Raw genomic sequence first — 23,589 nt, 5'->3', positions numbered from 1 at the left:
CCTACTGTTCAGTAGCCAAGGGAGGAGACTATCATGTCCATGCTTTCGAAACTGGCTGTTTCCGCAGCCGCAATCGCCCTTTTCGCCGCGGGTTCCGCCTCGGCGCAAACCTGGCAACCCGACCGGCCCATCAACATCATCGTTCCGTGGTCGGCGGGCGGTTCCACCGATCAGGTGACCCGCGTCGTCGCTCCCATCCTGGCCGAGGCGCTCGGTACCGAAGTGGTCGTCGTCAACCAGCCGGGCGCGTCCGGCTCGATCGGCACCAAGGCGGCGATGGATGCCCCGCATGACGGCTATACCTGGACGGCGAACGCGATCGCCAACAACGCCACCTATGCCGTTTCCGGCCTGCTGGAAGTGTCCAACATCGACGACTACCGGATCTACCTGCATGTCGCCAACGCGCCGCTGATCTCGGTCAACGCCGATGCGCCCTACAAGGATTTCGGCGAGTTGCTGGAAGCCATGAAGACCGGCGATGTCACCGTCGGCACGGCCGGCGTCACCTCGTCCGGCGGCACCGCCCTTGCCACGCTCAACGATGCCGCCGGCGGCAACATGACGGCACGCATGGTCGCCTATGACGGCGGCAACCCGGCCGTGATCGCCGCGGCTTCCGGCGAGGTCGACATGACCACCCAGCTTGCCGTGGAACAGACGGAAATGATCAAGGCCGGCCGGCTGCGTCCGCTCGCCGTGCTGTCCGACACGCCGCTCGAAATCGAGGGCATCGACCCGATCCCGCCGATCACCGAATGGCTCGATATCGACGTAGCACCCGATTATTTCGGCGTCTTCATCCCGAAGGGCGCGCCGCAGGAAGTCTATGACACGGTCGACCAGATCTGGGCCGACAAGGTCATGAATTCGGAAGAGCTGAAGCACTATGCCAACCAGCGCGGCGCAAGCTTCGCGCCGAGCTATGGCGACGAGGCCCGCGCCCGCGCCATTCCGGTGGCGACCAACGAAGCCTGCGCCATGAAGGCGCGCGGCGAGGCGGTGAAGGATCCGTCGGAAGTCGGCCTGACCTGCCCGGAATAAGGCTGGCTGACGCGGTTGCCCCGGAAAGGAGCACACGCCCCCTTCAAAGGGCGGTGGTATATGGCCGTGCGGCTTGCTCCCAGTATTCTCTCCCGCCTGCGGGAGAGATGCCCCGACAGGGGCAGTGAGGGTGATGCAGCTTGTCCGATTGCGAGGGCGTTCGAGGGGTTAGACTCCCCCCTCACTGTCGCTGTCGCGACATCTCTCCCCTCCGGGGCGAGAAGATTGGGGGGTATGCGGCACGGTAATACCCTTTCCGAAGGGAAGGTCGATGACGGAACGACGTTTTGAAAACGCCAGAACTCGATGTGCTGCGATGCCGCTCCGGCCAATCCGGGGTCGCGATACAAAACACCAAACCGATTCGGCGGCTTTGTCGCCGTTTCATCCACTATCCCCGGAGGCTTCATGCTGAAAATCCGCTCCGTCGACATTGCCGTATCGACCATCCTGCTTGCGATCGGGATTGCACAGTTGATCGGCGGCTACACCATGGACAGGCTGGAAGTCCGGCACATCCCGCCGGCAAGCTTTCCCGGCCTGCTGCCGATCGTGCTCGGCATCGCCATGACCATCGTCGCCGGCCTTCAGCTTGTCGGCATCCTGCGCAGCCGGGATGGCGATGACGAGCGCCGGGCCAGCGGCATGGTGACGCGCGAGGAACTGCTGCGGCTTTCCGGACTGATCGGCCTTTGCGGGCTTTATGCGATCGTGCTGGTCGGGCGCGTTCATTTCTGGGTGGCGAGCAGCCTTTTCGTCGCCGCCTTCATGTTGATTTTCGAGCTTTCGCCCGGCATGCCGCGCCGCGCCATGATCGTCACCATCGCCCGCGCGCTGGTGATTGCCGTGGTCTTCGGCGGTGCGGTGTCGTTCCTCTTTGAAGATCTGTTTCTGGTGCGCCTGCCATGACCCTCGTATTCGACGCGCTGGCCAGCGCCTTTGCCGAACTGACGACGCCGATGATGATCTTCAACGTCGCCTGGGCGACGCTGCTTGGCATCTTTGTCGGTGCGCTGCCGGGCCTGACGGCGACGATGGGTGTAGCGCTGCTGACGACGCTGACCTATTCGCTCGACCGCAACACCGCCATCATGGTGCTGATCTGCATGTATGTCGGCGCGATCTATGGCGGTTCGCGCAGCGCCATTCTGCTCAATATTCCCGGAACGCCGGCAAGCGCGGCCACCGCGCTTGACGGCTTTCCGCTGGTGCGCAAGGGCAAGGGCAGCCTTGCCATGGCGATCGCTACGCTCGGCTCGATGCTCGGCACGCTGGTCGGCATCGCCATGCTGGTGCTGATCGCCCCGCCGCTGGCCGAGGCCGCCTTCGGTTTCGGCTCCTATGAATTCTTCTGGCTGGCGCTGTTCGGCATCGTCATTTCCGGCCAGCTGACCCATTCCGGCGAACCGCTGAAGGGCTACATGGCCGGGCTGATCGGGCTTTCGGTGGCGATGATCGGCTCGGAAGGCATTCATTCCTATGTCCGCTTCAATTTCGGCATCCAGCAGATGAATGGCGGCATCGAGCTGATCCCGGCCATGGTCGGCGCCTTCGGGTTCGCCGAAGTGCTGTTCGCGATGACGCTGCCGGCGGCCGAACTGGCGAAGAGCAAGTCCGTTCCCGCTCCTTTGAAGGAGCTTTTTTCGAGCGTCTGGCGCTATAAGCGCACCGTGCTCGAATCCGGCATCATCGGCACGCTGGTCGGCATTATTCCGGGCGTCGGCGAGGATATCGGCGCCTGGGGCTCCTATGCCGCCGCCAAGCGCCACTCGAAGGAACGCGCCGAGTTCGGCAAGGGTAGCCAGGAAGGGCTGATCGCGGCGGAGACCGGCAACTCGGCCGTCGTTCCCGGCTCGCTGATCCCGACGCTGACGCTCGGCATTCCCGGCTCGGCCTCGGCCGCCGTGCTGATTGCCGCGCTGTTCCTGCATGGTGTCCGCCCCGGTCCCATGATCATGTTTGACCAGCCGGAGATGATCTACCTGATCGCGGTGATGCTGATCTTCGCAACCATCGCCATGGGCCTGTTCGGCATGGCGTTGACCCCGCTTTTCGTCAAGGTCCTTCAGGTGCCGCGCACAATGCTGATGCCGATGGTGTTCACGCTCTGCGTCATCGGGCCTTATGCGCTTTCCCAGCGGATTTTCGATATCTGGGTGATGTTCGCCTTCGGCGTCGGCGGTTATGTCCTGCGCCGCCTCAACTATCCGATGGCGCCGCTGGTGCTCGGCATCATCCTCGGCAGCCTGCTCGACAAGAGCCTCCGGCGCGGTCTGATTCTTTCCAATGGCGATATCACCGCCTTCTTCACCCGGCCCGTTTCGGCAGGCTTCGCGGTGCTGATCGCGCTCACCATCCTGTTCTCGATTCCCGCCGTCCGCCGGTTTGCAAGCTTCAAACGCTGGCGCGGCGATGATAACGGGAAAGACGTGAATGCAGGATAAGGAGAAACGGGCGTGGCGAGGCGGACAGCGGTAAAGACAAGACGGACGACGCGCGACGCGGAGGCATCGCGCGCGGCCATCCTCCAGGCAGCCCTCGATGAATTCTCGTCGGTCGGCTATGACGGCGCCCGCGTCGACCGCATTGCCGAGCAGGCCGGCCTGTCGAAGCCGCTGCTCTACGATTATTTCGGCGACAAGGACGAGCTATACAAGGCGGCGCTGCGCGAAGCCTATGTGCAGATCCGCGCCGGCGAGGAAAAGCTGGCGCTTGAGGCGCTATCGCCCGAAGATGCCGTCGCCGCACTCGTGATGTTCACCATGACCCATTTTCGCACCCGGCCCTGGTTCATCACCATGCTGAATACCGAAAACCTGCGGCACGGATCGTCCGTCGGCAAGATCGGCGACCGGCGCGAAATCCAGTCCAAATTGCTGATCAAGCTTGAGGAAGTTCTCAAGCGCGGCTGGAAGGACGGCGTTTTCCTGAGGAAGGCCGAGCCGGTCGAGGTCTATCTGCTGATTGCCTCGCTTTGCTATTTTCCGGTTTCAAACCGGTTCACGCTGGCCGAGGTCTTCGGCTTTGACGCCAGCGAAGAGGGCCTCAACGCCCATGCCCGCCGCGCGACGGAGGCGGTCGTCGGCTGGCTGAAACAGAAAGACGCCTGCTGATGCCCCGACTTGTCTGCTGCAACGAACTGCTGAGCCGGCAGGGCCTCGATCTAAAGGCCCAGTGCCGGTTTGCGAAAGCCATCGGCTATGACGCGCTGGAGCTTGCGGTTGAAAGTTTCCCCGCCGACCCGCGCGACCTTTCAGCGGGCGAGGTCGAGGCGATGCGGCAGACGGCGGCCGATGAAGGCATCGGGATTGCCGGGCTGCACTGGCTGCTGTCATCGGCGCCGGATCTGTCGATCACCGACCCCGCCGCGACGAGGGCAACAACGGACTACCTGCTGAAACTCGTCGAAATCTGTGCCGGGCTGGGCGGGCATGTGCTCATCCATGGATCGCCTCACCAGCGCCGCCCGCTATCCGGCACCCCGGATGCGGCGACCTATGAACATGTGGCGAAACTTATCGCGCCCGTCGCCCGCGCCTGTCTCGATGCCGGCATGACCTATTGCATCGAGCCGCTGTCGCGCGACCAGACGCCGTTCATCAACACGCTGGAGGAAGCGAGCCGGCTTGTCGACATGGTCGGGTCTCCGGCCTTCAAGACCATGCTCGACTGTTCCTCGGCAGCCCTTGCCGAAGATGAAAGCGTGCCCGCGCTGATTGCAAAATGGATGCCGACCGGGCTGATTGCCCATGTGCATCTCAACGACAGCAATCGCGGCGCGCCGGGCACAGGAACCGATGATTTTTCGGCCATCATCGCGGCCATCATTCAAAGCGGATATAGCGGCGACCTTTCGGTCGAGCCGTTCACCACCTGCGTCAACGCGGAGGTCACGCTTGCGATCGCATCCGCCACCACGCGGGCCCATCTGCAGACTTATGGGAGGACAATGCGATGAGCGCCGCACGGATCTCGCTGAAGGCGATCTCGTTCGATGCCCGGCCGGTCAAATTCCGTCTGCCGTTTCATTTCGGCAACACCGTGGTGACGGAAACCGACCAGGGCTTCGTTTCGCTCACCCTGGAGGTCGATGGTCGCGTGGCTGAGGGGCATGCAGCCCAGCTTATGGTGCCGCGCTGGTTCGACAAACGCGAGAGCCGAACCAATGACGATACCGTCGCCGATCTGAAACGCTCGTTCGAACTGGCCTGCAAATCGGCGCAGGACATCGCGGCTGAAACCATCGCCGCCGCCACGACCCGCATGCGCCGTGAGGTCGAGGCCGCAATGCCGGAAGGCACGCCAAGGCTTGCCGCCCATTTCGGTCCGGCCCTTGTCGAAATGGCGTTGATCGACGCGCTCTGCCTTGCGCGCGGCGTCAATTTCCCCGAGGCCGCCAGAGCCGATCTTTTCGGCGTCGGCGCCCTCGGCGCGCGCGATATTTCCGCGGCCGCCATCACCGGGGCGCTTGCCGGCATCGCGCCGCTGACGGCCATCGCGCCGCGCCAGACCGTCGGCTTCGACGCCCCGATATTCCAGGCGGAGACGGGACGCGCCGATGACGGTCTGCCGGTCAGCCTGGAGGCGATCATCCGCGCGACCGGCATCCACGCCTTCAAGATCAAGCTCAAGGGCGACCCGCAAGCCGATATCGACCGGCTTTCGCGCATCGCCTCCCTTATCGACGGGATCGGCAGTTACCGCGTCACGCTCGATGCCAACGAGCAGTATCAGCCCGATCGTTTTGCCGCGTTTCTCGAGCGCCTTCAAGGCGATGCGGCGCTTTCGCGATTGCGGTCCTCGATCGCCTTCATCGAACAGCCTTTCGCCCGCGAGACCGCGCTGACGCTCGACATCACGGTCGAACTCTCCGCTTTCCCGCTGATCATCGATGAGAGCGACGACCATGACGATGCCTTCGCTACCGCCATCGCCCATGGCTGGTCGGGCGCCTCGATCAAGAGCTGCAAGGGCGTGCTGCGCGCGCTTCTGAACTATGCCCGGGTGGCTGACGGCCGTGCCCGCGGCGAGCGCCTGTTCATTTCGGCCGAAGACCTGACCTGCCAGCCCGGCCTTTGCTGGCAGCAGGATACGCTGGTTGCGGCAACGCTCGGCTGCCGCGATGTGGAACGCAACGGCCACCATTTCGGCGGCGGCCTGCAGGGCTATGATGAACCGGAAAAGGCGCGCCTCGTCGCCGCCCATCCCGATCTCTACCGCGAGAATGACGGCCGTATCGAACTGCGCATCGAGGATGGCGCGGTTTCGATAGGCTCGCTGTTCCAGCCGGGTTTCGGGCGGTAGCCGCATACATCGCGTCGCCCGGAGGTCGTCTCGCGGCTCTGCGTTTCTCCGCTTGTCAGGCAGTCCTCATATCCAAGCGCTATGCCATCCCTGCGGTGATCGGAGGCGCCCCACAGGATGCCGCGGGTGTGGTCGTATAGCATGCCGGCGGGGCCAATGACGGCCACCGTCAACAGTCTCGAAGCCCGTGCCTATTGTCCAGACTCTATCATCGCGCGGATTTTGATCGCTTTCTCGAAGTGATCCAGACCGTGGGTTTTGATCCACCACTCGGCCGCTTCCATAAGGAGCTCGGTGTCGTCGTTTCTGTTTGCAAAGAATGCGTAGAATGACAGGCCGACACCTTCGCCCTTTTTTTCGATCTTGTCGTTGCAAACTGAAATTGCCTTTGCCCGCAGGGTCGGTCTCATGGTGTGCCTTCTTTTCATAGCCATTCGGCTGCAGCGTAGATTGGCGGTTTTGAACGCCGATGGGGCAGACCTACAACGGCTTCGCTGTGAAGCAAATCCATCAATCGTCCGTTCGGTTGTGCGACACGAGGATGTTTTCTCCGTGGGAAAGGGAGGTGACTCAATTAGTGAAATAAATTTCATCAATGGTTTTTATTGCATTTCTGTTGACAGCGCCGCATGCCGGAGGTAATCGGGTTCCTGCAAGTTTTTTTGATGCGTGAAATAACTTGCGAATTTGTCCTTGTGCTGCAATTCTCGGCAGTGCTGGATCAGGCCTTGGAGGAGGCCGCTCACGACCTTGGAGGAGGAAATCCATGAGAAATCTTCTAATGAGCACTGCCTTTTCGGCAGTCGCGATCACGGCAGCCATTACATCGGCCGCACCGGCTTCGGCGCAAGATACGCTCGCCTGCGAACCCGGCGAGACCTATGTCATGAACGTCATGGTCTCCAGCCACGCCTATTGGGTTCCGGTCTATCAGGGCTTCAAGCAGGCGGCGGAGGCATTTGGCTGCGAAACGATCTTTTCGGGTACGCCGGACTACGACATCACCAAGCAGATCGCGTCCTTCGAACAGGACCTGGTGAAGTCGCCGGCGGGCATCCTGCTGCATCCCATGCAGTCCGATCCGTTCATCGAGCCCATCAATCGCGCCATCGCCGATGGCGTTTCCGTCGTTACCTTCGCGGCCGACTCGCCGAAGTCGAACCGGAGCGCCTACATCACGTCGGACAATCGCGCGGAGGCGAAATTTGCCGCCGAGGAAATCGTTTCCCAGCTTGGCGAGAACGGCAAATACGCCGTGCTCGAAAATCCGGGCCAGAGCAATCATGACCTGCGGGTAACTGCCCTGATCGACTATATGGGAGCAAATTATCCGGGCATGGAACTCGTCGGCCGTCAGGCGACCAATCAGGACAGCAATGCGGCCTACCGGGCGACGGCATCGATCCTGCAGGCCAATCCCGAGCTTGATGCGCTCTGGATCCCCGAGGCCGGTTCCGCCGAGGGCGCCGTGGCGGCCGTGCTTGAGGCCGATGCCGATGTGCTGATCATGCATGCCGACATCACGCCGACCACGCTTGAGCACATCAAGGCGGGCAACATCCACATGGCGCTCAACCCCAATCAGGGGATACAGGGCTTCACCGGCTTTCTGGCGACGTTCCTGGCGGCCCGTCCGGAAGCGATCGACCCTTTCAACGACTACAAGGTCTCCGGCGCCAACCCGATGCAGATCCCGTTCATCGACAACGGTTTCGCTGTCATCACGCAGGAAAACGCCGACTCCTTCGATCTCAACACCTACATGGAAGGCCGCGATCCCAGCTGATCGATCACGATGCGTCGTCCGGGCCGTTTCATCGGTCCGGACGGGTATGACACAGATGCGGGTTCGGCGAGATCATGGAACAAGACAGCATTCTCAGCATATCCGGGATTTCCAAATCCTTCGGCGCGGTCCGTGCGCTCAAGGGTATAGACTTTGAGCTGAGGCGGGGTGAAATCCACGCCATCGCGGGCGAGAACGGCGCTGGCAAGTCAACGCTGATGAATGTCATCGACGGCATTCTTCAACCTGACAGCGGCGAGATCCGGCTTGACGGGCGCAAGGTGGAAATTGCCTCGCCCGCCATGGCGCAGAAGCTCGGGATCGGCTTCGTGCACCAGGAAATTGCGCTCTGCCCTGACATTTCGGTTGCCGAAAACATCTTCATGGCGACGACGAACACCTCGAAATCGTTGCTGATGAATTATCGCGACCTGACGGCGCGCGCGCGAAAGGTCTTGTCGACCCTCAGCGATATCGAGCCGTCACGGCTCGTCCGCGACCTCTCGATCTCCGAGCAGCAACTCGTCGAGATCGCCAAGGCGCTGACGCTCGACTGCCGCGTCCTCATCCTTGACGAGCCGACGGCGGCGCTAACCGAAAAGGAAGCGCAGATCCTGTTTTCGATCATGCGCCGCCTGGTCGATAGCGGCATTTCGATCATCTACATCTCCCATCGCATGGTCGAGATTTTCAATGCATGCGACCGCGTCTCGGTTTTTCGCGACGGCGCGCACATCGTCACCCGCGCCATCGGTGATATCACGCCGCAAGGCGTGGTCGACGCCATGGTCGGCCGGGTCATCGATACGCTTTACCCGGAAAAGCGGCCTGAAGATCAAACGCCTGAAAACCTTATTCTCGAGGTGATCGATTTCAGCGAGGCCCGCCGCTTCCGCAATGTTTCCTTCAGCCTGAGGCGCGGCGAGATCCTCGGATTTGCCGGGTTGATCGGGGCAGGGCGCAGCGAGATCGCCAGGGGCATCTGCCGGCTTGAGGGCAGTGTTTCCGGAACGGTGATCCTGAACGGCAAGACGCTCGATATCGCCAGCTATCGCGAGAGCATCGACAACGGCATGGTCTATCTTTCCGAGGACCGCAAGGGCGACGGGCTGTTTCTCGACATGTCGATTGCCGCCAATATTTCGGCCCTTTCGGTCAGACAGGTCTCGTCCGGCGCCGGCTTCATCGATGATCGCCGCGAGGTCGAGCAGGCGGAACGGCTCTGCAGACAGCTGAACATCAAATGCGATCACGTCGGCCAGCGGGCCAGCGCGCTTTCAGGCGGCAACCAGCAAAAGGTTGCAATTGCCAAGATGCTGTCGGTTGGACCGCGGGTGATCTTTCTCGACGAGCCGACGCGCGGCGTCGATGTCGGGGCGAAATCCGAAATTCACCGCATCCTGCGCGATCTGGCGAATGACGGCGTCGGCATCCTGGTGATCTCCTCCGAACTGCCCGAACTGATCGGGCTTTGCGACCGCGTGCTTGTGGTGCGCGAAGGCGAGATCGCCGGCGAGGTCAGCGGGGCCGACATGACGGAGGAGAATATCATGTATCTGGCGTCTCTGGAGCAGGCAGAGAGGGCATGAGGGAAGAGAAATGAGTGTTGAAAACGTAATGAACGCCAACGAAAAGCGCGCGCAGCGCAGCCAGATGTCACGAATCCTCAGGCATATCCTGGGCATGCGCGAGACCGGGCTCATCGCCATCATTCTCGTCCTGTTCATCGTCATGTCGTTTGCCTCGCCGTATTTCCTGACCTGGGTCAACATTCGCGCCATGACCATGGCCTTTGCGGTCGAGGGCATCGTCGTCGTCGGCATGACGATCCTGCTGATTTCCGGCGGTATCGACCTCTCTGTCGGGTCGGTCACGGCGCTGGCGATGGTGATCGCGGGGCTTTTGTTTCTCGCCGGCGTCGATCCCTGGACGGCATCGGCGATATCGATCCTCGCCTGCACCGGCATTGGCGCCGTGATGGGCATATTCGTCACCAGGGTGGGGCTTCACCACTTCATCGTGTCGCTCGCGGTGATGGTGATCGCCCGCGGCGCATGCCTTCTGGGCACTGGCGGCCGGCCGATCGGGCTTTACACCCTGCCGCCGGAATTCAAGTTCATCGGTCAGGGCACGATCGGCGTCGTTCCCGTGGTCATCGTGATCTTTCTGGTCATCGTGATCGCGTTCGATTTCATGCTTCGCCGCACCACCATGTTCCGCAAGGTGTTTTATACCGGCAGCAACGAGAAGGCCGCCGCCTATTCCGGCATCCGCACCAAGAGGGTTGTTTTCCTGACCACCACATTGTGTTCCGCCTTGTGCGGCGTTGCCGGCGTCATCTACATGGCGCGTTTCGGCTCGGCCCAGCCGACATTCGGCATCGGCATGGAACTGAACGTCATCGCCGCCGCCGTCATCGGCGGGGCGAGCCTTTCGGGCGGCTCGGGGACGATCTTCGGGGCGATCCTCGGCGCGGTGCTGCTGTCGGTGGTGTCGTCGTCGCTGGCTTTGCTGGATGTCTCGGTCTACTGGCAGGACATTATCAGGGGCTCCATCCTGCTGTCCGCGGTGTCCATCGATCACTATTTCAACAAGCGGCGCGGCTGAACCGCAATTGCATTCAATCACGGGTACGAACATGGCTGGAAAAAAAGACGATTTTGACGTGATCCGGCAGATCCACACGGTTCTGGTCCTGCATTTCCTGGAAGGCAGGAAGCAGTCGGAGATCGCCGAGATGCTCAACCTGTCGACATCGAAGGTGAACCGGCTGATCAGCCAGGGACGTCTCACCGGCATGGTGAAGATCGCCATCGAGAGCCCCTATCAGGGCCTGGTCGACCTCGAGAAGGCGCTGGTTTCGGCGACGGGTCTGGGCTCTGCGGTTGTTGCGCCGGCGATTGTCGGCAATCCCGATACGACGCTGCAGCAGGTCGGCCGCGCTGCCGCCAGCCACCTGCTGGAGACCATTCGCGACGGCGACGTGATCGCGGTGACCGGCGGCAAGGCCGTCAGCGCCGTTGCCGAGAACCTGTCGCCCGACCGCCGTTTCGACGTCACCGTGGTGCCGCTGACCGGCGGCGTTCAGGGCAAATACTACACCGACGTCAACCATCTGGCGACGCAGATCGCCGAGCGGCTCGGCGGGCGCGCGATGCTGTTGCATGCGCCGCTTTTCGCCGAAAGCCGCGCCCAGCGCGACATGCTGATGGAAATGGGATCGATCAAGGAAGTCTTCGACCTCGCCCGCCGGGCAAGCGTCGCGATCGTCGGCGTCGGATCGATCACCACGCCGGGCTCGAGCTACTATGATTTCCATCCGGCGCCCAATCCGGACAGGGAACAGATCATTCGCAGCGGCGTCGTGGCCGAGTTCCTTGCCCATCTCGTCAAGCGCGGGGGGACGCTTGCCGACTATCCGCTGCACGAACGGCTGGTCGCGCTCGCTCCGGACGAGCTTTCACGCTGCCCGCATGTCATCGGCGTCGCTTCGGGCGCGGAGAAGATCGAACCCATTCAGGCCGTGCTGAACGGTCGCCGGCTCAATTCGCTCATCGTCGATGAGCAGACCGCTTCGGTGGTTCTCAACACTCTGGAAAGGTCACAACATGTCGCATGAAACGCTGGTTCGCCCGATTGGCAATTCGGGCATATCCGCATCGGCTGTCGGACTTGGAACCTGGGCCATCGGCGGCTGGATGTGGGGCGGCACCGACGAGGCGCAATCGGTGGCGGCGATCCGCGCCTCGCTGGACGAGGGCATATCGCTGATCGACACGGCCCCCGCCTATGGCCAGGGCCTGTCGGAGGAAATCGTCGGCAAGGCGATTGCCGGGCGTCGCGACGAGGTCGTGCTCGCCACCAAATGCGGTCTGGTCTGGCATACGGACAAGGGGCGCCACTTCTTCGATGTCGACGGCAAGCCGGTCCACCGCTATCTCGGCAGGGACAGCATTGTCTACGAGGTCGAGCAGAGCCTGAAGCGGCTCGGAACCGATCATATCGACCTCTACATCACCCATTGGCAGGACCCGACGACGCCGATCGAGGAAACGGTCGCGGCCCTCGAACAGCTCAGGAAGGACGGCAAGATCCGGGCCATCGGCGCGAGCAATGTCTCGGCGGTCGAACTCGATGCCTATCTGGCGACCGGCAAGCTTGATGCCATTCAGGAAGAATATTCCATGGTGGCGCGCGGCATCGAGACGACGCTGCTGCCGAAGACCCGCGAAAACAACATCGCAACGCTCAGCTATTCATCGCTGGCGCTTGGTCTGCTTACCGGAAAGATGGGGCCGGAGCGCCGCTTTTCCGGCGACGACCAGCGCAAGGACAATCCGCGCTTTTCGAAGGCAAACCGCGAGAAAGTGGCCCGGCTGATGGCGGATATCGCCCCGATTGCCGATGCCCACGACGCAACGCTTGCGCAGATCGTGATTGCCTGGACGCTTCGCCAGCCCGGCATCACCTTTGCTCTCTGCGGTGCGCGCAATGCGGAGCAGGCGCGGGAAAACGCAAGGGCCGGGCGTATTCAACTCGGCGAAAGCGAGGTTTCGCTGATCACCGCAGCCGCTGAAACGCATCTGGCAAAACTGGACGCCTGAGGCGTTCGAAACCAACCTCCTGTTCGACAACGGACACCGCACACGCTGACGGTGAGCAGACCCGCTATGACTGATGAAAGAGAAAAACGCATCGAGGAGGTCCGGCGCATCGGTCGCTTCGATGCGATCATTGTCGGTGGCGGCATCAACGGCATCGGTGTTTTCCGGGAGCTTGCGCTTCAGGGGCTGAAGGTGCTGCTGGTCGAACGCGGCGATTTCTGTTCGGGCTGTTCGGCCGCCCCTTCGCGAATGATCCATGGCGGGCTGCGATACCTCGAAAACGGCGAATTCTCGCTGGTCCGGGAATCGCTTCTCGAACGCGACGCCCTGCTTGCCAACGCCCCCCACATGGTGCGCCCGCTGGCGACGACGATACCGATCACCTCCGTCTTTTCCGGTCTGATGAACGCCGCGGCCGGGTTTTTCGCGGGCAGGGGCAAGCCGGCGCGGCGCGGCGCGCTGCCGGTGAAACTCGGCCTTTCGCTCTATGACTGGGTGACCCGGAAAAACAGGGTTCTGCCGACGCACAGGTTTCGAAATGCCGCCGAAACGTTCAGAATCTGGCCGGAACTCACGCGCGAGTTGCGTTACAGCGCGAGCTACCACGATGCCTGGATCAGCTATCCCGAACGCCTCGGCATCGAACTGATCCTTGATGCCCGAAACCCCGCCGCCATCGCGCTCAATTACGCCGAAATCGCGCCAACCGGCGACACATTCACGATCACCGATACCTTGACGCAGTCGACGGCCGAGATTTCCGCCCGCCTCGTCATCAACGCCACGGGGGCATGGCTCGATGAAACGGCGCGCCTGCTTTCAAGCGGTTCCGAAAGCCGCGAAAGGCTGGTCTCCGGCACCAAGGGATCACACCTGATCATCGATAGTCCGCCGCTGTTCAAGGCGCTCGGCGGCCATATGATGTTCTTCGAAAACACCGACGGACGCGTCTGCATCGTCTTTCCCTATCTCGGCAAGGTGCTGGCGGGCTCCACCGACATCCGGATCGAAAAGCCGGAGCGTGTGCGCTGCGAGGATGCGGAGCGGGACTATATTATCGGCGCGCTCAAACTGCTGTTTCCCAGGATCGCGATTACGCCTGACGATGTGGTTTTCAGCTATTCCGGTATCCGTCCGCTGCCGGAGAGCGACCAGGCGTTTACCGGCCGCATTTCGCGGGGACATTCGACGGTCAGGCTCGAAGGCGCGCCTCCTCAATTGTGCATGGTCGGCGGCAAGTGGACGACGTTTCGCGCCTTCGCCGAACAGACGGCGGACATGGCGCTTGAAGAACTCGGCGTAACACGCTCTCGCGAAACCCGTTTCCTTGCGATTGGCGGCGGCGCCGGCATGCCCGCCGAGCCCGAAACGCTGGAGGCGGAACTCGTTGAACGGTTCGGGATCGACCGGTCGCGCGCCCGCCATCTCGTTGATCTTTACGGCACGCGGTCGCGCGCCGTCATGAAATTCTGCAGCGCCCGCGCCGACGACATCGCGCTTGATGACACAACCATGATCACGGAAGCGGAGATCGCTTTTCTGATCCGGCATGAATTCGCGGCGCGGCTTTCCGATCTCGTGCTGCGGCGCACGCCGCTCGCCATCACCGGCGTGCTGAACGACGATCATATCGAAAAAATCACCGCGCGCGCGGCAGCGGAACTGGGATGGAGCGACCAGCGCCGCGGCGGCGAGGTGCGGGACCTTCTCGATGAACTTGAAGCCTATTACGGTGTGACCCGCACGATGCTGGAGCGCCGGACCCAACGAAGGAGGAACCAATGAAGATAAGCACCAAGGCCCGGATGAACCGGATGTTCAACAATGGTGGCTGCCTGGATGTCGCCATCGATCATGGCGTCTGCAACGAGCCGTCATTTCTGGTCGGTCTCGAAGATATGGAAAGGGTGGTCGATACGCTGGTGGCAGCACGGCCCGACGCCATCCAGATGGCCTATGGACCCTCGGACCTGTTGCAGAGCCGGCCGGAACGCCAAAAGCCCGCGCTCGTGATGCGCATCGACATGGGCAACCCCTATAACGACAAACGGCATGACGTGATGTGGTCGATGCTGCAGAATGCCGACGAGCCGATCATCGGCGCGCTGGAGATGGATGCCGCCTGCGTCGTCGTCAACCTGTTCATGCTGCCGGACGAGCCGGAGCTTTTCCGCCAGTGCGTCGGCAATATCAGCAAGGTCCGCGCTGCCTGCCACAGCTACGGCATGCCGCTGATGATCGAACCGCTGGTCATGCTCCCCAACGATGTTCGCGGCGGCTATCAGGTGGATGGCGATGCCGACAAGATCGTCACCCTGGTGCGGCTGGCAAGCGAGATGGGCGCCGATATCATCAAGGCCGATCCGACGGATGACCCCGAGGACTTCCACCGGGTGGTGGAAGCCGCGCGCGTGCCGGTTCTGGTGCGCGGCGGCGGCAGGGAGAATCTCAGGAATGTGCTGGCGAAATCCGCGGCGTTGATGGGACAGGGCGCGAAGGGGATGGTTTATGGCCGCAACATCTACCAGCATGATAATCCGAAGGCGGTCGTCAACGCGCTGATGGGCATTATTCACCACGGTGCTGGCGGCGACGAGGCCTGGGACGTCTACAATCGCGGGTGAAAGCATGACCTATCTTCTGGGACTCGACGCCGGCAACACGGTCATCAAGGCCGTTCTGTTCGACGCAAACGGCCGCCAATGCGCGATGCACGCGCTTGACGGCCGCTCTGAAACGCCTCGGCCCGGCTATGTCGAGCGCAATCTCGATGAATTGTGGTCGAACGCCGGGGAAGCGATCCGGATATGTATCGGGAAGGCCGGCATCGACCCGTCCAAAATTGCGGGCATCGGCTGTGCCGGACACGGAAACGGGCTTTACATGACCGACCGCGACGGCGCGCCGCTGCTTGGCATCCAGTCGCTGGACAACCGCGCGGCCGGGCATGCCCGCATCATGGCCGAGCGCGACGGCGACAGGTTCTACGCACTTTGCCGCCAGATGCCGTGGCCATCCCAGACGCCGTCGCTGATGGGCTGGATCAAGGCCAACGTCCCGGATATCTACGCGCGCGCCGGGACCGCGATGCTCTGCAAGGATTTCATCACCTTCCGGCTGACCGGCGAACGCGTCAGCGATATCTCGGACATGTCCGGCTGCGGCCTGCTGCGTTTGCCGGAGGGGGATTACGACGACGAATTGCTGGGCCTTTATGGCCTCGAAGACGCCCGCCGGATGTTGCCGCGTCTTTGCGATCCGAGCGAGGTTGTCGGCGGCGTATGCGATGAGGCTGCAAGAGCCACCGGCCTCGTTCCCGGAACGCCCGTCATCGCCGGCTATTTCGATGTCATCGCCAGCGCCATGGGCTCCGGCGTGGTGCGGGCGGGCGAGGCGTCGATCATTGCCGGCACATGGTCGATCAATCAGGTTTTCTCGCACGAGCCTGTGAACGATCCGGACGTCTTCATGGTCTCCGCCTTCGGCCCCGGCCGTTTCGTCAACATCGAAAGCAGCGCCACCTCCGCGGCCAATCTGGAATGGTATGTGCGCGAATTCGTCGAGCGCGGCGCTGCTCACGGTGCCCCCTTCGAGCACTGCAACGAGGCTGTCGGCGCGGTTCGTCCCGCTGCCGACGATCCGATCTTCCACCCTTTTCTCTATGGTTCGCGCACGGCAATGCACGCCCGCGCCGGTCTTTACGGCGTTGCGGGATGGCATACCGAAGGCCATGTCCTCAGATCGTTGTTCGAAGGCGTGATGTTTGAACACCGCCGCCATGTGAACGTGCTTGCCAATGCGGGCCTTGCCATCGAAAGCGCCGTCCTTTCCGGCGGCGGTTCCCGCAGCGATCACTGGCCGCAAATCTTTGCCGATGGGCTTGGCATACCGGTCACGACCGCCGAGGCCCGTGAAACCGGGGCGCTGGGCGCTGCGATCGGAGCGGGGGTCGCGACGGGACTGTTTGGCAGCTACGAGACCGCGATTGCCGCCATGACGCGTCCCCGCGGCCGTTTCGAGCCGGACCCGGCCATGCGCGGCCATTATGATCGCCGCTACGCGATCTACCAGCGGCTGAACGAGGCGATGGGCGAGATCTGGTCGGCGTTCGGCAAAAGCGCCTGAAGGATGAGGGCAATGGAACAGACTGAGCGCCTTGAAGGCGACTACGACTATATCATCATCGGCGGCGGCACGGCCGGTTGCGTTCTCGCCAACAGGCTGAGCGAGGATCCGGCGACGCGCGTTCTTCTGCTGGAAGCAGGCGGCAGCGACAATTATCACTGGGTGCACGTCCCCGTCGGCTATCTCTATTGCATCGGTAATCCGCGCACCGACTGGATGATGCAGACGGCGCGGGAGCCCGGCCTCAACGGCCGCTCGCTCTCCTATCCGCGCGGCAAGCTGCTTGGCGGCTGCACCTCCATCAACGGCATGATCTACATGCGCGGACAGGCCGCGGATTATGACGGGTGGCGGCAGATGGGCAATGCCGGCTGGGCCTGGGACGATGTGTTGCCGTATTTTCTGAAATCCGAGGATCATTACGGAGGCGACAGCGAATGGCATCGCGGCGGCGGCGAATGGAAGGTCTCGCGCCAGCGGCTGACCTGGCCGATTCTGGCGGCGGTCCAGCGCGGCGCGGCGGAGTTCGGCATCATGCCGCGACCGGATTTCAACGATGGCGACAATGAGGGCACCGGTTTCTTCGAGGTGAACCAGAAAAAGGGCGTGCGCTGGAACGCGGCCAAGGCGTTTCTCCGTCCTGCCCGCAAGCGCGCCAATCTGCGGGTCATCACCCATGCCCTTGCCGAGCGTCTGGTGCTGGAGGGAAAGCGGGTGAGGGGCCTCGTCTTCAGTCATGCCGGCCGGCGGATGGAAGCGCGTGCGCGAAGCGAAGTCCTGCTTGCCGCCGGCGCGATCAATTCGCCGAAACTGCTGGAGCTTTCCGGCATTGGCCGACCCGAGATCATCGCCGCGCTCGGTCTGCCGATTTCTCATGAAAACAATAGCGTGGGCGAAAACCTTCAGGATCATCTTCAGATCCGAACGGTCTACCGGGTGGAGGGGGCGAAGACGCTGAACGCGGCGGTCAACTCCGTCTCGGGCAGGGTGAAGATGGGGCTTGAATATGCGCTGTTCCGCTCAGGCCCGCTTTCCATGGCGCCCAGCCAGTTCGGCATGTTCACGAAATCCGATCCCGCGCTTGCGACGCCGGATCTGGAATATCATGTGCAGCCGCTTTCCACGGACAAGCTCGGCGATCCGCTGCACGGTTTTCCGGCGATCACGGTATCTGTGTGTCATCTGCGCCCGCAAAGCCGCGGCGCCAGCCATGCGATATCGCCGGAGCCGACCGAACAGCCGGAGATCCGCCTGAACTACCTCTCGGCCGAAGCCGATCGAAGCGTCGCGCTGCGCGCCGTGCGTCAGGCCCGCAAGATCATGACGGCGAAGGCGCTTGCGCCCTTCCGGCCGCGCGAAATCCTGCCCGGTCCGGCCGTCGCGTCGGATGAGGAGCTGCAAGAGGCTGTCGGCAATATCGCCACAACCATCTTCCATCCCGTGGGAACATGCCGGATGGGAACGGATGACGAGGCGGTGGTCACGCCCGACCTGCGTTTTCGCGGGCTCGACGGTCTCCGCATCATTGACGCCTCGATCATGCCGACAATCGTTTCCGGCAACACCGCCTCGCCTGTGGTGATGATCGCGGAAAAGGCTGCCGACATGATCAGACGCGGCGACTGATTGCGCAAAGCCTTGTCCGAAAAGCCGACCGAACGATAGCTGGTTGCGGACAGCGGTCGCCGCGCGCCTTCCTGCCGGCTGCGCGCCTGATACTAATCCTTTTTGCAATAGGCGTCGTGGAGCGCATTGATCACGGTCAATACCTCCGGCCGGGTGATGGCGTAGAATACCGTCGTGCCCTCCCGACGCGCCTCGACAAGGCCGCTGGCTCTCAGGCGCATGAGTTGCTGCGACATCGGCACCTGCTCAATGCCGAGTTCCCGGCGCAGTTCGGCAACCGACTTCTCGCCGTCCACCAGAGCGCAAAGCACCAGCAGGCGCTGTGGATGGGAGAGGTTGCTCATCAGTTCGGCGGCCGACTTCGCGGCGGGGATCATATCTGTGACATTCATGTTCTTGAATTTAATATTTTTGAATGTTATATGCAAGCAATCAATTTAGACCCTTGAGCGATCGCGGTTGATCGCGCACCGGATTGTGACAACAGAAGGAATGTTCAAATGACGCTCGATCGTGCTGTAATGATGTTCGCGGGGTTCATGGTTCTTCTCTCGCTGGCGCTGGGATTTTATGTTTCGCCTTGGTGGTTCCTGTTGAATGCCTTCGTCGGGCTTAACCTGATCCAGGCATCGCTCACCGGTTTCTGCCCAGCAGCAATTGTGCTCCGAAAGCTCGGAGTCAAGTCGGGCTGCGCGTTCGAATAATCGAAGTCGCCGCCCTTATCGCACATTCATCCCGGGCGCAGCGCTCATGCGTTGTCGCCTGAAGGAGCCTTGGTCCCATGCTTCAAGCCGTTTTCAGATTTACAGCAGCCCTTGTCCTGGCGACGCCGCTTGTCGCCTCGACAGCTGCGGCCGCCGAGTTTCCTGTCGAACCCGTGACGGTGACCGAGATGAAAGCGGTTTTCGGCCGGGTTGAAAGCCGGATCGTGGTGCCGGCGCGCGCCAGGATCGGCGGCGTCGTGGAGGATGTCCGGGTCAGCGAGGGCGACAATGTCGCCAAGGGCGATACCATCGCGGTGATCGTCGACGACAAGCTCGCCCTCGAACTGAAGGCTGCCGACGCCCGGCTTGAAGCGCTGAATTCTCAACTTTCGAACGCGCGCACCGAACTCGACCGCGCCGAGCAGTTGCGCACCTCCGGGTCCGGCACCCAGGCCCGCCTCGACCAGGCCAGAACCCAGTTCGATGTCGTCACCAATCAGGTCGCCGCCGCCGTTGCCGAAAAGGCCGTGGTCGAGCAGCGCGCGAAGGAGGGTGAGGTTCTTGCGCCGGCAACGGGCCGGGTGCTGACCGTGCCGGTAACACTGGGCTCGGTCGTCATGGCGGGCGAGAACGTCGCCCGCATCGCGCCGGGGCCGTATTATCTGCGCCTGTCGCTGCCGGAGCGGCATGCCGCCGAGATCGTCGAAGGCGCCGAGGTGCTTGTTGGCGAGCGCGGCCTTGTCCGCGGCGCAGGCGAGCTTCCGGCCGTCAGTTCCGGACGAATCAGCAAGGTCTATCCGGAAATCGCCGATGGACGCGTGATCGCCGATGTCGAGGTCGACAGTGTCGGCGATTATTTCGTGAACGAGCGCACGCTGGTATCGATCCCGGTCGGCAAGCGGGCAGCGCTCGTCGTGCCGCCTGAAGCAGTCAGCACGTTGCACGGCGTCGACTATGTGCGTATCGCGACCGCCGACGGCGGGATGGATGTCGCGGTTATCCTTGGCGAGATCATCCGCGACAATGACGAACAGCGGATCGAGGTTCTGTCCGGCCTGCGCGCCGGGGATCGGGTCGTGCTGCCATGAAGCTCGGAATTGCAGGCAATCTCACCCGCACCTTCATCGTCTCGCCGCTCACGCCGCTCCTGCTGCTGGCCGCGATTGCGCTTGGCCTGATTGCGCTCGTCTCGCTGCCGCGCGAGGAAGAGCCGCAGATTTCGGTGCCGATGGTCGACATTCATGTCAATGCCAATGGCCTGAGGGCCGAGGACGCCGTCAAGCTCGTCACCGAGCCGCTGGAAACCATCGTCAAGAGCATTGACGGCGTCGAGCACGTCTATTCGCAGACGGATGACGACGGCGTGCTCGTCACCGCCCGTTTCGAGGTCGGCACCAATTCCGATACCGCCATATTGCGGGTCCATGAGAAGATCCGCGCCAATATGGACCGCATCCCGGTGGGCGTCCCGGAGCCGCTGATCGTCGGTCGCGGCATCGATGACGTGGCCGCGGTTGTCGTCACCCTGAGGCCGACGGAGGAGGCCGCGGGGCGCTGGACGGCAAACGACCTGACCCGGCTTGCCCGCGAACTTCAGGTGGAAGTCTCGAAGCTGCCCGATATTGGGCTCACCTATATCGTCGGCGAACAGCCCGAACAGTTCCGCGTCGAACCGGATCCCGAGCGGCTTTCGCTGTTCGGCATCACATTGCAGCAACTCGCCGCCAAGGTCGAAGGGGCCAACCGTTCGTTCCGCGTCGGCACCATCCGCGAGGACGGTAGCCAGCTTCCCGTCATCGCCGGCCAGACGCTTCAGTCATTGCCCGAGATCGGCAATCTTCTGCTGACCGCGCGCGACGGCCGTCCGGTCTATGTCCGCGACGTTGCCGACGTGGTTCTGGCGACCGCGCCCGCCGAAAGCCGCGTCACCGACATCCGCCGCACGGATGCCGGGCTGGACCGCGCCGCCGCCGTCTCATTGGCGATCGCCAAGCGTCCCGGCACCAATGCGGTGGTGATCGCCGAGGAGATCGTGCACAGGCTGGAGCAGGTGCGCGGCCAGATTTTCCCCTCCGACGTGGAAATGACGGTCACGCGCAACTATGGCGAGACCGCCAATGAGAAAGCCAACGAGCTGCTGTTCCATCTGGCGCTTGCGACCGTCTCGATCGTCGTTCTGGTGGGCATCGCCATTGGCTGGCGCGAGGCTCTGGTGGTTGCCGTCGTCATTCCGACGACCATCCTTCTGACTTTCTTCGCCTCATGGATCATGGGCTACACGATCAACCGCGTCTCGTTGTTCGCCCTGATCTTCTCGATCGGCATCCTGGTCGACGACGCCATCGTCGTGATCGAGAACATTGCCCGCCACTGGGCGATGCAGGATGACCGCTCGCGCGTTCAGTCGGCGATAGACGCCGTTGCCGAGGTCGGCAACCCCACCATCGTCGCCACGCTGACGGTGATCGCCGCGCTGCTGCCGATGATGTTCGTCTCGGGCATGATGGGCCCCTATATGAGCCCGATCCCCGCCAATGCCTCGGCGGCCATGCTGTTCTCGTTCTTCGTCGCCGTCATCCTGACGCCGTGGCTGATGATCAGGATCGGCGGCAAGGCGGCCGGCCATGCCCACGGGCACGGCGGTTCCGCGGCGGCCCACGGGGCTGCGGGCGGCGGACGGCTCGGACGGCTCTATGTCGCGGTCGCGCGGCCCGTCCTGAAAAGCCGCGCGCGCGCATGGACCTTCATCATCGTCGTGGCTGTCGCGACCTTCGCCTCGCTCGGGCTGTTCTACACCAAGCACGTCACGGTCAAGCTGCTGCCGTTCGACAACAAGTCCGATCTCCAGGTCGTGCTCGACCTGCCGAAAGGATCGTCGGTGGAGGATACCGACCGGGCGCTGCAATCGGTTGTCGACAGGCTTGCCGGGGTTCCGGAAATCCTCTCCTTCCAGACCTATGCCGGCACGGCCGCGCCGTTCGATTTCAACGGGCTGGTGCGTCACTATTACCTCAGGGCCAACCCCGAACAGGGGCAGGTCGCCGTCAACCTCTCGCCGAAGGGCGATCGCGACCGGGCAAGCCACGCCATCGCGCTCGACATGCGCGAACGGCTCGATGGTCTCGATCTGCCGCAGGACGCCGTGGTGAAGGTGGTGGAGCCGCCGCCCGGTCCGCCGGTCATGGGCACGCTGCTTGCCGAGATCTATGGTCCCGACCCTGAAACGCGGCGCGCCGTCGCGGGCAAGGTGCGGGAGGCTTTCGAGAGCGTGCCGTTCGTCGTCGATCTTGACGACAGCTACCACAACCGACCTGAACGGATGCGTATCGCCATCAATCAGGACAATCTCGAATATTACCGGGTCGAACAATCGGATGTCTTCGACGCGCTCAGCTATCTCTATGGCGGGACAACCGTCGGCTATTCGCATCGCGGCGGCGGGCGTCAGCCGATCCCGATCCGGCTTGCGCTGCCGAAGGAACACAACACGATCGATGAACGCGCGCTCTCAACTCCGGTTCCGGCCAATGCGCTGCCGGGCGGGCGCGACGTGGTCGAACTCGGCGATGTCGTCACCGTTACGCAGGAGCCGGCGTCCTATCCGATCTTCCGGCATAATGGCCGCGCCGCCGAAATGGTGATGGCGGAGCTTGCCGGCGCCTACGAAGCGCCGATCTACGGCATGCTGGCCGTTCAGGACGCGATCGACGCGATGGACTGGGGCGACCTGCCCAAGCCGGCGATCGTCCTCCATGGCCAGCCCGACGACGAAACCACTCCGACGCTGCTGTGGGACGGCGAATGGGAGGTGACGTGGGTTACGTTCCGCGACATGGGGGCCGCCTTCATGGTGGCGCTTATCGGTATCTATATCCTTGTCGTCGCCCAGTTCGGCTCGTTCAAGCTGCCGCTCGTCATCCTGACGCCGATCCCGCTGACCTTCATCGGCATTCTCGGCGGACACTGGCTGTTCGGCGCGCCGTTTACCGCGACCTCGATGATCGGCTTCATCGCCCTCGCCGGCATCATCGTGCGCAATTCGATCCTGCTGGTCGATTTCATACGCCATGCGCGACGGCCCGGCCGGCCGCTCATCGACGTGCTTCTCGAAGCCGGCGCGATCCGTTTCAAGCCGATCCTGCTGACCGCGCTTGCCGCCATGATCGGCGCCGCCGTGATCCTCACCGACCCGATCTTCCAGGGGCTGGCGATCTCGCTGCTGTTCGGGCTCGCCTCGTCCACGGCGCTGACCGTGCTGATCATTCCCGCGATCTATGTCGTGTTGCGGGGAGACAGGCAGGACCCCGGCCCGGATGCTGCCGTGACGGGACCCGACGAGACGGACCCCGACGAGGCGGGCAATGCCGGTTCCGCATCGGCGTAGGGGATGGCCGGA

The 23,589-nt window shown here is 62.8% G+C and carries 21 protein-coding genes; 18 read left to right on the top strand and 3 right to left on the bottom strand.

Annotation, left to right across the window (positions count from 1 at the left end):
• Positions 1-33 precede the first annotated feature (33 nt).
• From HQ843_RS19155 to HQ843_RS19130, 6 genes are all read left to right on the top strand, one after another.
• Positions 34-1,044, top strand: coding sequence for a Bug family tripartite tricarboxylate transporter substrate binding protein (locus tag HQ843_RS19155; RefSeq protein WP_180901671.1), 1,011 nt, complete (start codon positions 34-36; stop codon positions 1,042-1,044).
• A 408-nt stretch (positions 1,045-1,452) separates the two neighbouring features.
• A complete protein-coding gene (locus HQ843_RS19150; protein ID WP_180901672.1) occupies positions 1,453-1,953 on the top strand; it encodes a tripartite tricarboxylate transporter TctB family protein in 501 nt (166 codons plus the stop codon).
• Positions 1,950-3,488 carry a tripartite tricarboxylate transporter permease gene (locus HQ843_RS19145; protein WP_180901673.1) on the top strand — a complete coding sequence of 513 codons (1,539 nt, stop codon included), beginning with the start codon at positions 1,950-1,952 and terminating at the stop codon, positions 3,486-3,488. Before HQ843_RS19150 ends, HQ843_RS19145 begins: the two co-directional genes overlap by 4 nt.
• A 12-nt stretch (positions 3,489-3,500) precedes the next feature.
• Positions 3,501-4,157, top strand: a complete 657-nt coding sequence (locus tag HQ843_RS19140) for a TetR family transcriptional regulator (protein WP_180901674.1) — start codon at positions 3,501-3,503, stop codon at positions 4,155-4,157.
• Positions 4,157-5,002, top strand: a complete 846-nt coding sequence (locus tag HQ843_RS19135) for a sugar phosphate isomerase/epimerase family protein (RefSeq protein ID WP_180901675.1) — start codon at positions 4,157-4,159, stop codon at positions 5,000-5,002. The genes HQ843_RS19140 and HQ843_RS19135 overlap by 1 nt, the downstream gene beginning before the upstream one ends.
• Positions 4,999-6,348: an enolase-like domain-containing protein gene (locus tag HQ843_RS19130; protein WP_180901676.1), complete on the top strand. Its 1,350-nt coding sequence runs from the start codon at positions 4,999-5,001 to the stop codon at positions 6,346-6,348. The genes HQ843_RS19135 and HQ843_RS19130 overlap by 4 nt, the downstream gene beginning before the upstream one ends.
• A 191-nt stretch (positions 6,349-6,539) precedes the next feature.
• Here the strand turns inward: HQ843_RS19130 and HQ843_RS19125 are convergent, their stop codons facing one another.
• Together HQ843_RS19125 and HQ843_RS19120 are read right to left on the bottom strand one after the other, a co-directional pair.
• A complete protein-coding gene (locus tag HQ843_RS19125; RefSeq protein ID WP_180901677.1) occupies positions 6,540-6,758 on the bottom strand; it encodes a DUF6500 family protein in 219 nt (72 codons plus the stop codon).
• 160 nt (positions 6,759-6,918) lie between these two features.
• On the bottom strand, positions 6,919-7,116 hold the full coding sequence (locus HQ843_RS19120) for a hypothetical protein (protein ID WP_180901678.1): 198 nt from the start codon (positions 7,114-7,116) through the stop codon (positions 6,919-6,921).
• Here HQ843_RS19120 and HQ843_RS19115 point away from each other — a divergent pair.
• The 9 genes from HQ843_RS19115 (at position 7,115) to HQ843_RS19075 (ending at position 18,489) form a co-directional block, all read left to right on the top strand.
• The gene (locus HQ843_RS19115; RefSeq protein ID WP_180901679.1) at positions 7,115-8,134 is read left to right on the top strand and encodes a substrate-binding domain-containing protein; all 1,020 of its coding nucleotides are present in this window, start codon (positions 7,115-7,117) and stop codon (positions 8,132-8,134) included. The genes HQ843_RS19120 and HQ843_RS19115 overlap by 2 nt on opposite strands.
• Before the next feature lie 74 nt (positions 8,135-8,208).
• The gene (locus HQ843_RS19110) at positions 8,209-9,723 is read left to right on the top strand and encodes a sugar ABC transporter ATP-binding protein (protein ID WP_180901680.1); all 1,515 of its coding nucleotides are present in this window, start codon (positions 8,209-8,211) and stop codon (positions 9,721-9,723) included.
• Positions 9,724-9,787: 64 nt separating this feature from the next.
• Positions 9,788-10,741 carry an ABC transporter permease gene (locus HQ843_RS19105; RefSeq protein ID WP_180902125.1) on the top strand — a complete coding sequence of 318 codons (954 nt, stop codon included), beginning with the start codon at positions 9,788-9,790 and terminating at the stop codon, positions 10,739-10,741.
• A gap of 31 nt (positions 10,742-10,772) precedes the next feature.
• Positions 10,773-11,753 carry a sugar-binding transcriptional regulator gene (locus HQ843_RS19100; protein ID WP_180901681.1) on the top strand — a complete coding sequence of 327 codons (981 nt, stop codon included), beginning with the start codon at positions 10,773-10,775 and terminating at the stop codon, positions 11,751-11,753.
• A complete protein-coding gene (locus tag HQ843_RS19095; protein ID WP_180901682.1) occupies positions 11,743-12,738 on the top strand; it encodes an aldo/keto reductase in 996 nt (331 codons plus the stop codon). Before HQ843_RS19100 ends, HQ843_RS19095 begins: the two co-directional genes overlap by 11 nt.
• A 66-nt stretch (positions 12,739-12,804) precedes the next feature.
• Positions 12,805-14,523 (top strand): glycerol-3-phosphate dehydrogenase/oxidase, encoded by a 1,719-nt coding sequence (locus HQ843_RS19090; protein ID WP_180901683.1) that lies wholly within the window; start codon positions 12,805-12,807, stop codon positions 14,521-14,523.
• On the top strand, positions 14,520-15,362 hold the full coding sequence (locus tag HQ843_RS19085) for a class I fructose-bisphosphate aldolase (RefSeq protein ID WP_180901684.1): 843 nt from the start codon (positions 14,520-14,522) through the stop codon (positions 15,360-15,362). Before HQ843_RS19090 ends, HQ843_RS19085 begins: the two co-directional genes overlap by 4 nt.
• A 4-nt stretch (positions 15,363-15,366) precedes the next feature.
• Positions 15,367-16,863 (top strand): FGGY-family carbohydrate kinase, encoded by a 1,497-nt coding sequence (locus tag HQ843_RS19080; protein ID WP_180901685.1) that lies wholly within the window; start codon positions 15,367-15,369, stop codon positions 16,861-16,863.
• A gap of 12 nt (positions 16,864-16,875) precedes the next feature.
• Positions 16,876-18,489, top strand: a complete 1,614-nt coding sequence (locus HQ843_RS19075) for a GMC family oxidoreductase (RefSeq protein WP_180901686.1) — start codon at positions 16,876-16,878, stop codon at positions 18,487-18,489.
• A 92-nt stretch (positions 18,490-18,581) separates the two neighbouring features.
• Here the strand turns inward: HQ843_RS19075 and HQ843_RS19070 are convergent, their stop codons facing one another.
• Positions 18,582-18,881, bottom strand: coding sequence for an ArsR/SmtB family transcription factor (locus HQ843_RS19070; RefSeq protein ID WP_180901687.1), 300 nt, complete (start codon positions 18,879-18,881; stop codon positions 18,582-18,584).
• A 108-nt stretch (positions 18,882-18,989) separates the two neighbouring features.
• Between HQ843_RS19070 and HQ843_RS19065 the strand changes: the two genes are divergently transcribed.
• The 3 genes from HQ843_RS19065 to HQ843_RS19055 all read left to right on the top strand — a co-directional run bounded on the left by HQ843_RS19065 (position 18,990) and on the right by HQ843_RS19055 (position 23,577).
• Positions 18,990-19,193 carry a YgaP family membrane protein gene (locus HQ843_RS19065; RefSeq protein ID WP_180901688.1) on the top strand — a complete coding sequence of 68 codons (204 nt, stop codon included), beginning with the start codon at positions 18,990-18,992 and terminating at the stop codon, positions 19,191-19,193.
• A 77-nt stretch (positions 19,194-19,270) separates the two neighbouring features.
• Positions 19,271-20,281: an efflux RND transporter periplasmic adaptor subunit gene (locus tag HQ843_RS19060; protein WP_180901689.1), complete on the top strand. Its 1,011-nt coding sequence runs from the start codon at positions 19,271-19,273 to the stop codon at positions 20,279-20,281.
• Positions 20,278-23,577, top strand: a complete 3,300-nt coding sequence (locus tag HQ843_RS19055; protein ID WP_246710160.1) for an efflux RND transporter permease subunit — start codon at positions 20,278-20,280, stop codon at positions 23,575-23,577. The genes HQ843_RS19060 and HQ843_RS19055 overlap by 4 nt, the downstream gene beginning before the upstream one ends.
• Positions 23,578-23,589 lie beyond the last annotated feature (12 nt).

This window comes from Martelella sp. NC20, from assembly GCF_013459645.1.
Lineage (GTDB): Bacteria > Pseudomonadota > Alphaproteobacteria > Rhizobiales > Rhizobiaceae > Martelella.
Note: the sequence above shows the minus strand (reverse complement) of the source record. Positions and strands in the feature narration are given on the sequence as shown.

Excerpts from the sequence above, each read along its gene's own strand:
- HQ843_RS19120 (WP_180901678.1), bottom strand. The coding sequence starts at position 7,116 with ATGGATTTCCTCCTCCAAGGTCGTGAGCGGCCTCCTCCAAGGCCTGAT.
- HQ843_RS19110 (WP_180901680.1), top strand. The coding sequence starts at position 8,209 with ATGGAACAAGACAGCATTCTCAGCATATCCGGGATTTCCAAATCCTTC.
- HQ843_RS19135 (WP_180901675.1), top strand. The coding sequence starts at position 4,157 with ATGCCCCGACTTGTCTGCTGCAACGAACTGCTGAGCCGGCAGGGCCTC.
- HQ843_RS19155 (WP_180901671.1), top strand. The coding sequence starts at position 34 with ATGTCCATGCTTTCGAAACTGGCTGTTTCCGCAGCCGCAATCGCCCTT.
- HQ843_RS19055 (WP_246710160.1), top strand. The coding sequence starts at position 20,278 with ATGAAGCTCGGAATTGCAGGCAATCTCACCCGCACCTTCATCGTCTCG.
- HQ843_RS19150 (WP_180901672.1), top strand. The coding sequence starts at position 1,453 with ATGCTGAAAATCCGCTCCGTCGACATTGCCGTATCGACCATCCTGCTT.
- HQ843_RS19065 (WP_180901688.1), top strand. The coding sequence starts at position 18,990 with ATGACGCTCGATCGTGCTGTAATGATGTTCGCGGGGTTCATGGTTCTT.
- HQ843_RS19100 (WP_180901681.1), top strand. The coding sequence starts at position 10,773 with ATGGCTGGAAAAAAAGACGATTTTGACGTGATCCGGCAGATCCACACG.
- HQ843_RS19090 (WP_180901683.1), top strand. The coding sequence starts at position 12,805 with ATGACTGATGAAAGAGAAAAACGCATCGAGGAGGTCCGGCGCATCGGT.
- HQ843_RS19145 (WP_180901673.1), top strand. The coding sequence starts at position 1,950 with ATGACCCTCGTATTCGACGCGCTGGCCAGCGCCTTTGCCGAACTGACG.
- HQ843_RS19085 (WP_180901684.1), top strand. The coding sequence starts at position 14,520 with ATGAAGATAAGCACCAAGGCCCGGATGAACCGGATGTTCAACAATGGT.
- HQ843_RS19070 (WP_180901687.1), bottom strand. The coding sequence starts at position 18,881 with ATGAATGTCACAGATATGATCCCCGCCGCGAAGTCGGCCGCCGAACTG.
- HQ843_RS19080 (WP_180901685.1), top strand. The coding sequence starts at position 15,367 with ATGACCTATCTTCTGGGACTCGACGCCGGCAACACGGTCATCAAGGCC.
- HQ843_RS19125 (WP_180901677.1), bottom strand. The coding sequence starts at position 6,758 with ATGAGACCGACCCTGCGGGCAAAGGCAATTTCAGTTTGCAACGACAAG.
- HQ843_RS19115 (WP_180901679.1), top strand. The coding sequence starts at position 7,115 with ATGAGAAATCTTCTAATGAGCACTGCCTTTTCGGCAGTCGCGATCACG.
- HQ843_RS19060 (WP_180901689.1), top strand. The coding sequence starts at position 19,271 with ATGCTTCAAGCCGTTTTCAGATTTACAGCAGCCCTTGTCCTGGCGACG.
- HQ843_RS19130 (WP_180901676.1), top strand. The coding sequence starts at position 4,999 with ATGAGCGCCGCACGGATCTCGCTGAAGGCGATCTCGTTCGATGCCCGG.
- HQ843_RS19105 (WP_180902125.1), top strand. The coding sequence starts at position 9,788 with ATGTCACGAATCCTCAGGCATATCCTGGGCATGCGCGAGACCGGGCTC.
- HQ843_RS19075 (WP_180901686.1), top strand. The coding sequence starts at position 16,876 with ATGGAACAGACTGAGCGCCTTGAAGGCGACTACGACTATATCATCATC.
- HQ843_RS19095 (WP_180901682.1), top strand. The coding sequence starts at position 11,743 with ATGTCGCATGAAACGCTGGTTCGCCCGATTGGCAATTCGGGCATATCC.